Origin of the sequence: Cricetibacter osteomyelitidis (assembly GCF_004340985.1) — a bacterium.
GTDB lineage: Bacteria > Pseudomonadota > Gammaproteobacteria > Enterobacterales > Pasteurellaceae > Cricetibacter > Cricetibacter osteomyelitidis.
In genome coordinates, this window is record NZ_SLYB01000017.1 from 39949 (window position 1) to 50502 (window position 10554).

10 protein-coding genes are annotated in these 10554 nt (G+C 39.8%); 9 read left to right on the plus strand and 1 reads right to left on the minus strand.

Translation table 11 applies throughout. From position 1 onward, the window contains the following. The first annotated feature begins 77 nt into the window (after positions 1 to 77). The 5 genes from proQ to EDC44_RS08670 all read left to right on the plus strand — a co-directional run bounded on the left by proQ (position 78) and on the right by EDC44_RS08670 (position 5591). The gene (proQ, locus tag EDC44_RS08650) at positions 78 to 722 is read left to right on the plus strand and encodes an RNA chaperone ProQ (protein ID WP_131977464.1); all 645 of its coding nucleotides are present in this window, start codon (positions 78 to 80) and stop codon (positions 720 to 722) included. Between the two features lie 46 nt (positions 723 to 768). Beyond that, on the plus strand, positions 769 to 2802 hold the full coding sequence (gene prc, locus EDC44_RS08655) for a carboxy terminal-processing peptidase (protein ID WP_131977485.1): 2034 nt from the start codon (positions 769 to 771) through the stop codon (positions 2800 to 2802). Positions 2803 to 2808: 6 nt separating this feature from the next. Then, on the plus strand, positions 2809 to 4224 hold the full coding sequence (locus EDC44_RS08660) for a L,D-transpeptidase family protein (protein WP_131977488.1): 1416 nt from the start codon (positions 2809 to 2811) through the stop codon (positions 4222 to 4224). A gap of 113 nt (positions 4225 to 4337) precedes the next feature. Beyond that, on the plus strand, positions 4338 to 4898 hold the full coding sequence (gene mepK, locus EDC44_RS08665) for a peptidoglycan L,D-endopeptidase MepK (RefSeq protein WP_131977491.1): 561 nt from the start codon (positions 4338 to 4340) through the stop codon (positions 4896 to 4898). A gap of 60 nt (positions 4899 to 4958) precedes the next feature. Continuing rightward, a complete protein-coding gene (locus EDC44_RS08670; protein WP_131977494.1) occupies positions 4959 to 5591 on the plus strand; it encodes an MBL fold metallo-hydrolase in 633 nt (210 codons plus the stop codon). Positions 5592 to 5657: 66 nt separating this feature from the next. On the opposite strand, the gene EDC44_RS08675 is transcribed toward EDC44_RS08670, so the two are convergent. After that, positions 5658 to 6692 carry a branched-chain amino acid aminotransferase gene (locus tag EDC44_RS08675; protein WP_131977497.1) on the minus strand — a complete coding sequence of 345 codons (1035 nt, stop codon included), beginning with the start codon at positions 6690 to 6692 and terminating at the stop codon, positions 5658 to 5660. Between the two features lie 452 nt (positions 6693 to 7144). Here EDC44_RS08675 and EDC44_RS08680 point away from each other — a divergent pair, with 452 nt between their 5' ends. The 4 genes from EDC44_RS08680 (at position 7145) to dapB (ending at position 10429) form a co-directional block, all read left to right on the plus strand. Next, a complete protein-coding gene (locus EDC44_RS08680; RefSeq protein WP_131977500.1) occupies positions 7145 to 8038 on the plus strand; it encodes a transcriptional regulator GcvA in 894 nt (297 codons plus the stop codon). A gap of 9 nt (positions 8039 to 8047) precedes the next feature. After that, a complete protein-coding gene (locus tag EDC44_RS08685) occupies positions 8048 to 8446 on the plus strand; it encodes a DUF423 domain-containing protein (RefSeq protein ID WP_131977503.1) in 399 nt (132 codons plus the stop codon). An 11-nt stretch (positions 8447 to 8457) separates the two neighbouring features. Next, positions 8458 to 9549, plus strand: a complete 1092-nt coding sequence (rlmM, locus tag EDC44_RS08690; RefSeq protein ID WP_131977506.1) for a 23S rRNA (cytidine(2498)-2'-O)-methyltransferase RlmM — start codon at positions 8458 to 8460, stop codon at positions 9547 to 9549. A gap of 67 nt (positions 9550 to 9616) precedes the next feature. Continuing rightward, positions 9617 to 10429 (plus strand): 4-hydroxy-tetrahydrodipicolinate reductase, encoded by an 813-nt coding sequence (gene dapB, locus EDC44_RS08695; protein WP_131977509.1) that lies wholly within the window; start codon positions 9617 to 9619, stop codon positions 10427 to 10429. The last annotated feature ends 125 nt before the right edge of the window (positions 10430 to 10554 follow it).

A 10554-nucleotide genomic window follows, 5' to 3' on the forward strand; every position in this document is an offset into this window, starting at 1 on the left:
CTAAACTATGCCGTTATGTGATATTGGGGGGAACCTGATAAATAATTATTTTATTTTGATAACGGTGTAAAATTTGTATGTCTGAAAATGTTGAAATCCAAAAATTAACAAATAATAAAGAAATTATTGCGTACTTAGCAGAAAAATTTCCGCTTTGTTTTTCTCTGGAAGGTGAAGCCAAACCACTTAAAATCGGTATTTTCCAAGATTTAGCGGAAGCCTTGGCGGATGATGAACGGGTCAGCAAAACGCAGCTTCGCCATGCATTACGTCAATATACGGCAAACTGGCGTTATTTACACGGTTGCAAAGTGGGAGCGGTACGCGTGGATTTACAAGGCAACGATTGCGGTGCATTAGAACAAGAACACGCCGCTCATGCGGCACAGCAATTAGCGGAAGCTAAAGCTAAACTGGCGGAAAAACGTGCAGCGGAGCGTGCGGCAAATCCGGATGCAGCAAAATATAAAAAAGAAAAACGTCCGCAGCGTAAATCTGTTGAAAATCAAGTCAGATCCGATAAACCAAAAGCACCGCGTAAACCAAAATTGGATTTAGTTGCAGTGGATATGGCAACATTGAAAGCAAACAGCGTAGTGAAAGTAAAAGCGGGCGAACGTACACAAAATGCGATTGTATTAGAAGTTTTGAAGGATGCGGTGCGAGTGCAATTGGATAACGGGTTGGTGATTAATGTCACGACCGATCGTTTATTTGCTTAATTTATTTTTACATAGTTATTTTGTCATTAAGAGATATTTAGAAATAATGAAATTAACCACATCAAAAACTTATTTGGCGAGTTTTGTATTAAGCAGTTTATTACTTGTTAATAGTACATTTACTCAAGCGGTTGAACCGAAAATTAAACCAAGTGAAATTGTTTTACCGGCTCCGACGGAAGAAAACGATTTAGCTACTAAGCGGGCAACGGCTCGTTTGGTGCAGTCACACTATAAAAAATTCGACTTGAATGACGCATTTTCCAATTTAATTTTTGATCGTTATTTAGATTATCTCGATCCGAGTCATAGCATTTTTTTACAATCCGATGTAGATGAGTTGCGTCAGAAATATGCCAATACGTTGGATGATGACCTGAATCAAGGCAAGTTGACCGATGCATTTGCCGTGTATGAATTGATGACTAAACGATTATACGAACGTTATCAATATGCGCTTTCTTTAATCGACAAAGAACCTGATTTGACCGGTGACGATCAACTTGAAATCGATCGTAAAAAAGCCGCATGGCCAAAATCGGAAGACGAAGCTAAAGCATTGTGGTTAGCTCGTGTAAAAAATGATGTAATTTCATTAAAATTAAAAGATAAAAAATGGTCTGACATCAAGAAAACTTTGGTAAAACGTTATAATCTGGGCATTAAACGTTTAACCCAAACCAAAGCTGATGATATTACACAAACATTTTTAAATGCATTTGCCCGTGAAATTGATCCGCATACCAGCTATTTAGCACCTCGTCAGGCAAAAAGTTTTAACGAAGGCATGAATTTATCTTTAGAAGGGATTGGTGCGACGTTGCAATCGGAAGACGGTGAAACCACTATTAAAGGTTTGGTGAAAGGTGCTCCGGCAGAACGTAGCAAAAAGTTACAAATCGGCGATAAAATCGTCGGTGTCGGACAAGCAACCGGTGAAATCGAAGATGTTATCGGTTGGCGTATAGATGATGTGGTCGACAAAATTAAAGGTAAAAAAGGTACGAAAGTTCGCCTTGAAATCGAACCTGCAAAAGGCGGAAAAACCAAAGTTATAACTATCGTACGTGATAAAGTTCGCTTGGAAGACAGTGCGGCAAAATTAGAAATGGCGAAAGTCGATGGTGTGAATATTGCGACCATTGAAATTCCGGGATTCTATATCGGTTTAACGGAAGATGTACGCAAATTACTTGCCGATGCGGAAAAGAAAAAAGTGCAAGCGGTGATTATTGATTTACGTGAGAACGGCGGCGGTGCGTTAACGGAAGCAGTGGAATTGACCGGCTTATTTATCAGTGACGGTCCGGTGGTGCAAGTACGAGATGCTTATGATCGCATTCGTGTACATGAAGACCCGGACAGTGCTCAAGTGTACAAAGGTCCGTTAATGGTGATGATCAATCGTTTCAGTGCATCCGCATCAGAAATTTTTGCCGCAGCGATCCAGGATTATGATCGTGGTATTGTAGTCGGACAAAATACTTTTGGTAAAGGAACTGTACAACAAAGCCGCGGATTGAATTTCGTGTACGATTTGGATCAAAAACCAAAAGGCTCGTTACAATATACAATTCAAAAATTCTACCGTATCAATGGCGGTAGTACCCAACTTAAAGGGGTGGCACCGGATGTTGAATTTCCATCATTAATTGATATGGATGAATTCGGCGAATCGAAAGAAGACAATGCCTTACCTTGGGATAAAGTGCCGGCGGCAACTTACTCGAAAGCGGGCAATGCTCGGGAATTGGTCGGTGCGTTAAAACAAAAACACGATGAACGTGTGGCTAAGAATCCTGAATTTATCACTTTAAAAGAAGATATCGCACGAGCAAAAGAATTGTCGGAACGCAAATGGCTTTCATTGAATTATGTAACGCGTAAAGCGGAAAATGATAAAGATGATGCCAAACGTTTGAAAGATTTAAATGCCCGCTTTAAGCGTGAAGGAAAAAAAGCCTTGAAAAATTTAGATGCCTTACCGAAAGACTATGAGGCGCCTGATTTTATCTTAAAAGAAGCAGAAAAAATGGCAGCGGATTTAGTCAATTTGATGCAAAATAAGGAAGGAAAGTAATTTTTTATGTTTATTCAGTCCACATCTAAACTCGCAAAAGTAACTATTTTGACATCTTGTATCTTCTCGGTCACCGCATGTGCTCAGTTACAAATGATGGCAAAAAACGATCCGCTCGCCGTATTAACGCCGGAAGAGGAAAAACGTTTGACCGGCGAGTGGCAAGCTCAAGCAGAAGCTAAATTGCAACAAGTGATTGGAACTGAGACTAACTTACAATTTAAATCTGAAATTGCCCGTCTGTATGCTGAAAATGACTATACATTCCTATGGTCTGATAAAAATGCAGAAAAACAATTTTTGCATGACTATGCGGCAATGGTAGCCAGCGGTATTTCGAGTAAATCCGCAAAAAATTTAGAACAAATCAGCCTGTTTAATCATAAAGAACCGCAATCATTGGCTTATGATATTTTGTTGAGTGATGCATTCTTAGATTATATGTATTATGCGAAAAACGTATCAGAAAATGCACAGAACTGGTTATATGGCGGGAGTTATAAAGCACAACAACCAAGTAAAGAACAGATTGCCGAATGGATAAGTGCGGTTAAAAATAAAACAGATTTGCAATTTGTGCAGAATCTTTCCAACGGTAATAAATTATACCGTCAAACGGTACAACGTTTAATGACGGAAAATAATACGAATGAATTGGCTAGGCTGGCTATTAACGCCCAGCGTTTACGCGTAATACCAAGTTTTGAAAACGGCATTTTTGTTAATATTCCCACCTATCAGTTGAATTATGTTCGTGATGGACAATTAGTGCTGAATTCTCGTGTTATTGTGGGTAAAAATGAACGTAGAACTCCGGTCATGTACAGCAAATTAAGCAATGTGGTGGTTAATCCGCCTTGGAATGCACCGGTTCGCTTAATTAATGAAGATTTGTTACCAAAAATTCGTAAAGATCCTAGTTATTTACAACGCTATGGTTATGAGATCTTAAATAGCAAAGGTCAGGTCATTAGCCCGTCGAGTATTAATTGGTCGTCTATTGGTGCGAAATTCCCGTACCATTTGCGGCAAAAACCAAGTGATAATACGGCATTAGGTCGTTATAAATTTAATATGCCGAGTTCCGATGCCATTTATTTACATGATACGCCATCACGCAAATTGTTTAGTAAAAATAAGCGTGCGTTGAGTTCCGGCTGTGTACGTGTGGAGAAAGCTGATCAGCTTGCAACTATTTTATTGAAAGAAGCGGGTTGGTCCGATAATAAAAAGCAAACCGTATTAGACAGTCGTAAAACCACCTGGGCAACCATTAAATCGGATAATCCGGTTTATTTGTATTATGTAACGGCTTGGGTTGATGACGGGCAAGTAAAAACCGCACCGGATATTTATGGCTATGACAAAGTTGCCGTGCCAAAAGATATTAATTGGGATATTATTAAAAAGTATTTGATGTAATTAGTTTTTTTGTAATATAAATTTTTATTAAGTTTTTTTAAACTTTTTTCTCAACGTGCTGTCGAAAATACGGTACGTTGAATTTGTACCTATTGTGATAAGGATAATTTAATATGAGCGGAATTGATCAGCAGCGGCGTAAGTGGCTGTCGTTAGGCGGAGTTGTATTGGGAGTAACCTGCTTACCTAATACGGTACTGGCGGCGTTATCGACACCAAAACCAAGAATTTTACGTTTTAGAAATATTAATACCGGCGATACGTTTAGCGGAGGCTTTTCTGAACGTGCCGGTTTTTCTTCCGCAAATTTAAATAAATTAAATTATCTGATGCGTGATCGTCGAAGTGGTCAAGTGCGTCGCATGGATCCAAAACTGTTTACTAAATTGTATCGTATTCAAAGTGCTTTAGGGTTACGCAATACCGAAATTCAAATTATCTGTGGTTATCGCTCGGCATATACTAATGCCGTAATGCATCGTCGTAGTCGTGGTGTTGCAAGCAATAGTTATCATGTTCGCGGTCAAGCTATTGATTTTAAAATTGAAGGCGTACCGCTTGCAAAAGTGCGTCGTGCCGCAGAGAGTTTAAATAACGGCGGTGTCGGTTATTATCCTTATAGTAATTTTGTGCATATTGACACAGGTCCTGTTCGCACATGGCGTGGTTCATAAAAATTTGGCTAAAACAGACCGCACTTTGTGCGGTTTTTTATTGATTAAGTAGGGGATAACATGAAACTTGATATTATTCCGGTTACGGCATTTCAACAGAATTGCACGTTGGTGTGGGATGAACAGAAAAATGCTGCCATTATTGATCCGGGCGGTGAAGCGGAAAAATTAATTCGGCGTATTGAAGAATTAGGTTTAAATTTAAAAGTGATACTGCTTACACATGGTCATCTTGATCATGTGGGCGCGGCGATGAAATTAAAACAGCACTTTGCAGTTGAGATTTTAGGTCCTAATAGTGCCGATGAGTTTTGGTTCAATATGCTACCGCAACAATCTCAACAATTTGGTTTATTTGAAATAGCAACATTTAAGCCGGATCGTTGGTTAGATACGGAAGGCGAAAAAATTCAGGTGGGCGATTTGCGTTTTGAAGTGTTGCATTTACCGGGGCATACACCGGGACATATCGGTTTTATTGATCATGATAATAACATTGCATTTACCGGAGATGTGTTATTTAACGGCGGTATCGGCCGTACCGATTTTCCGCAAGGGGATTATGCCGATTTGTTAAAATCCATCAAAGAAAAGTTATATATGCTTGATGATAAAATGATTATTGTAGCAGGGCATGGATCTTATACGACAATTGGTCAAGAAAAAGAAAATAATCCTTTTACCCGTCAGTAAGTTAGTAATAAAAAATAGCGATAAAGTAATATTTATCGCTATTTGATCTGCTAATCTTCAGTTAAGTTATTCGACTGCTTTCACAATCCAACCTTCCGGTGCTTCCACATCACCGAATTGAATACCCACTAATTCGTCATACAGACGTTTGGTTACCGGACCTACTTCGGTTTCAGAATAGAATACATGGAATTTAGTGCTATCTTGACCATCTTGCACACCACCGATCGGCGTAATAACTGCTGCGGTACCACAAGCACCGGCTTCTACAAATTGATCAATCTGATCTACATATACATCACCTTCAATTGTTTCCATACCTAAGCGGTTTTTTGCCAAATAGAGTAATGAATATTTGGTGATACTCGGTAAAATTGACGGTGATAATGGCGTGATAAATTTATTATCTTTGGTGATACCAAAGAAGTTTGCCGAACCTACTTCTTCAATTTTTGTATGTGTGGCCGGATCTAAATAAATACAGTCCGCAAAGTTATGTGATTTTGCATATTTGCCCGGTAATAAACTTGCCGCATAGTTACCGCCTACTTTAGCCGCGCCGGTGCCGTGCGGTGCCGCACGGTCATATTCACGGGAGATTAAGAAATTAGTCGGTTTCATACCGCCCTTGAAGTAAGCACCTACCGGACAGCAGAAAATGCTGAAAATATATTCCGTTGCCGGACTCACGCCTACATTATCACCCACACCGATTAAAAACGGACGTAGATATAAGGTTGCACCGCTGCCGTAAGTACCAACCCAATCTTGGTTGGCTTGTACCACTTGTTTACAAGCATCCACAAACATTTCCACCGGCACTTTGGGCATTAATAAACGCTCGCAACTGCGTTGCATACGTTTTGCATTTTCATCAGGACGGAATAAGTTAATTGAACCATCTTTACAGCGGTAGGCTTTTAAACCTTCAAAGCATTGCTGACCGTAGTGAAGGGCAGTGGAACCTTCGCTAATATGTAATACGTTATCTTGAGTTAATTCACCTTTTGACCATTGGCCGTCTTTCCAATATGCAATGTAGCGATAATCGGTTTTAGTGTAACCGAATCCTAAATTCGCCCAGTCTAGATCTTTAAGCATTGTTGAGTCCTTTTTTTAATGTTGTAGCTTGATAAAAAGAGAATTTTTTTACTATACGCCAATATTAACGCCTTGAAAACTATTATATAAAAAATTCTTGTGATTTTCAGGAAATTAGCCGTAAAAGTGCGGTGGAAATTGTGGTAGAATTCTGGCAAATAAAAAATGCCGCCCAATATCTTGAGCGGCTTATATTTGAAAACCTAAATTCAGGTTAAAAATATACAGGAAGTAAATAAGTAACAACAAGTTACTTAATATGCAAACACAACATCATACTTAAATGTAAAAACTCTTTAACAAGTAAGGAATCGCTACTCATTAAGTATGCGTGCATTCTAGTGATAATAATTTTGTCGGACAACTGATATTTTTTTATCCTACGGATAGAAAAAACTAATCTGAAAGAGTTGTCTTCAAGTAAAGAGTAATTATTGTGTAAAAGGAAAATAATGTTTAAACGATTGCCCCCCTTAAATTCACTGAAAGCTTTCGAATCGGCGGCACGCCATTTAAGCTTTACCAAAGCCGCGGAAGAAATGTTCGTTACCCAAGCGGCGGTGAGTCATCAAATAAAACTATTAGAAGATTTTTTAGGCATTCAATTATTCAAGCGTAAAAATCGAGCATTGGAACTGACGGAACTCGGTACAAATTATTTTAATGATATTCGCTGCATTTTGAATAAATTGGCAAATGTCACCGATAAATTGGTACAACAAAAAAATGTACAACATTTAACGATTAGTGTACCGCAAACATTTGGTATTCATTGGTTGGTGCCCCGACTTGCCGAATTTAACGCACAATATCCGGAAATTGAAGTACGCATAAAAGGCGTTGATCAAGATGAAAGTCGTCTAAATGATGAAATTGATGTCGCCGTTTATTATGGTTACGGGCATTGGAATGATCTGCAATCCGAATTATTGGCGCAAGAAAACCTACAAATTCTCGCTTCACCTAAGTTGTTGGCTGAAAATCCGATTTATCATCCTGATGATTTAAAAAATCATACCTTAATTCATGTACATAGCCGAGAAAATTGGCAAATGATGTTAGAGCAATTACGCGTTGAAGACGTAAACGTACAGCACGGATTGTTGTTTAGCCACACATTTATGGCATTGCAAGCGGCTATTCTGGGACAAGGTATTGTATTAGCCAATAGAATGTTGGCTCAACAGGAGATTGCTCAAAATAAATTACAAATTGCATTACCGAGTGAGCTTGAAGATCCGAAAGCATTTTATTTAGTCATTCCGCAGACAAAAACGAAAGAAAGCAAAGTGCAGGCATTCGAGCAATGGATTTTACAGGCAATGGCAAGCAAAAAAGTAGAATAAGGAGAAAATATGGGAAATCGTCTTTTAATTTTAAGTGCAGTCAGTGGCTTTATTTGTGTGGCATTCGGTGCATTTGCCGCACATGGATTGGAATTGACTTTGCAGCAAGCGGATTGGATTGATAAGGGCTGGCGTTATCAATCATTTCATACCGTTGCGTTATTAGCCTTAGGCTTTTATGTGAGTGCTACCGCACAAAATGCTCCCGCTTGTCGTAAAAGTGCGGTGAATATTATCGGTATTTTTTGGGCTTTAGGCATTGTATTATTTAGCTTTACCCTTTATTTTATGGCGTTATCAGGCAATAAAAATGTAGTTATGTTAGTGCCAATGGGAGGAATTGCCTTTTTAATCGGCTGGTTAACGTTATTATTTATTGCCATCCGCAACAGTTTTACTCAAAAATAAGAGATAATCCTTTGAATAAATTAGCGTTATATTGCCGTATCGGCTTTGAGAAAGAAGTGGCTGCAGAAATTACCGAAAAAGCCATCGCACTTGGCGTGTTCGGTTTTGCCCGCGTGGTGGAAAGTAGTGGCTATGTGATTTTTGAATGTTATCAGCCGGATGAAGCTGATCGTTTAGCCAGAGAAATTCCTTTTAATCGGCTAATCTTTGCCCGCCAAATGATCGTCATTTCCGATTTATTGAATGAACTGGAGCCGGCAGATCGTATTTCACCGATTATCGAGCAATATCAACAAATTGCCGGGCAGATCAATTTAAAACAAAGCACCGAACTTTGGGTGGAAACCGCCGATACCAATGAAGCCAAAGAGCTTTCCGGATTTTGTCGGAAATTCACCGTGCCATTACGTCAAGCGCTAAAAAAACAAGGCTGGTTGAATTATAAAGAAGTGAAAAAGAGCGGTCTGACTTTGCATATTTTTTTCATTGAATCCAATAGTTGCTATGTCGGGTATTCTTATAATAACAATCATTCATCACATTTTATGGGAATTCCGCGGCTTAAATTTCCGGCAGAGGCGCCAAGCCGTTCTACACTGAAATTGGAAGAAGCGATTTTAACCTTTATTCCCGCCGAACAGGAACGTCAACGGCTTAATGAAAATATGTACGGTGTGGATCTTGGCGCTTGTCCCGGTGGTTGGACTTATCAATTAGTGAAACGCGGTTTATTTGTTTATGCCGTAGATCACGGCAAAATGGCCGCCAGTCTGCACGATACGGGCAGAATCGAACATTGTCCGGAAGACGGTTTTAAATTTCAACCGCCGAAACGCCGTAAAATAGATTGGCTGGTATGTGATATGGTGGAACAGCCAAGCCGTATTGTGTCACTGATTGCGAAATGGTTAGTAAACGGTTGGTGCCGCGAAACTATTTTTAATTTGAAACTGCCCATGAAAAAACGCTATCTTGAAGTGCAGCAATGTTTACAGCAACTGGCTGACGAAGTTTCTTCCAACGGCTTAAAATTCCGAATTCAAGCCAAGCATTTGTATCACGATAGAGAAGAAATTACGGTGCATTTGCAGTTGAAGCAATAAAAAGTGCGGTTTAAATTACAGAAATTTTAATACATAGCAATATTGATCTTACAGAAGGAAAAACAACATGACATTAAAAATCGGAATCGTAGGGGCGGGCGGTCGTATGGGACGCCAATTAATTCAGGCTGTCCACAATGCAGACGGCGTTGAACTCGGGGCGGCTTTTGAGCGTAAAGGATCAAGTTTGAACGGGGCAGATGCCGGAGAATTGGCCGGTGTGGGGACATTAGGCATAAAAGTCACTGATGACTTAGCGAGTCAAAAGGATCAATTTGATATTCTGATTGATTTTACCCGTCCGGAAGGCACGTTGGCGCATATTGCGTTTTGTACGTTGAATAACAAAAATATGATTATCGGCACCACAGGATTTGACGATGCAGGCAAGGCGGCGATCAAAGCTGCCGGCGAAAAAATCGGTATTGTGTTTGCTTCAAATTACAGCGTGGGCGTAAATTTAGTGTTTAAATTATTGGAGAAAGCCGCCAAAGTGATGGGGGATTATTGTGATATCGAAGTGATTGAAGCCCATCACCATCATAAAGTAGATGCTCCATCCGGTACCGCACTTTCAATGGGTGAACATATCGCTAAAACCTTAGGTCGTGATCTAAAAACGCATGGTGTATTTGCTCGCGAAGGTATTACCGGCGAACGCAAACGCGATGAAATCGGTTTTGCAATCATACGTGCCGGTGATGTAGTCGGTGAACATACCGTATGGTTTGCCGATGAAGGCGAGCGGGTAGAAATCGCTCATAAAGCATCCAGCCGAATGACATTTGCCAACGGTGCAGTGCGGGCAGCGAAATGGATTGCTACAAAAGATCACGGATTATTTGATATGACCGATGTACTGGATTTGAATAATCTGTAAAAGCCCAACAAAAAAGCAAGGTCGAACCTTGCTTCAGACCGCTGACAAACCTCTAGACATACATCTAGAGGTTTGCTCTAATAGGTCTATCGAAAAGGAAATGCCTATGCTCAAAAATACCGTCT

Coding starts and splice junctions, on each gene's coding strand:
- proQ (WP_131977464.1), top strand. CDS start 78: ATGTCTGAAAATGTTGAAATCCAAAAATTAACAAATAATAAAGAAATT.
- prc (WP_131977485.1), top strand. CDS start 769: ATGAAATTAACCACATCAAAAACTTATTTGGCGAGTTTTGTATTAAGC.
- EDC44_RS08660 (WP_131977488.1), top strand. CDS start 2,809: ATGTTTATTCAGTCCACATCTAAACTCGCAAAAGTAACTATTTTGACA.
- mepK (WP_131977491.1), top strand. CDS start 4,338: ATGAGCGGAATTGATCAGCAGCGGCGTAAGTGGCTGTCGTTAGGCGGA.
- EDC44_RS08670 (WP_131977494.1), top strand. CDS start 4,959: ATGAAACTTGATATTATTCCGGTTACGGCATTTCAACAGAATTGCACG.
- EDC44_RS08675 (WP_131977497.1), bottom strand. CDS start 6,692: ATGCTTAAAGATCTAGACTGGGCGAATTTAGGATTCGGTTACACTAAA.
- EDC44_RS08680 (WP_131977500.1), top strand. CDS start 7,145: ATGTTTAAACGATTGCCCCCCTTAAATTCACTGAAAGCTTTCGAATCG.
- EDC44_RS08685 (WP_131977503.1), top strand. CDS start 8,048: ATGGGAAATCGTCTTTTAATTTTAAGTGCAGTCAGTGGCTTTATTTGT.
- dapB (WP_131977509.1), top strand. CDS start 9,617: ATGACATTAAAAATCGGAATCGTAGGGGCGGGCGGTCGTATGGGACGC.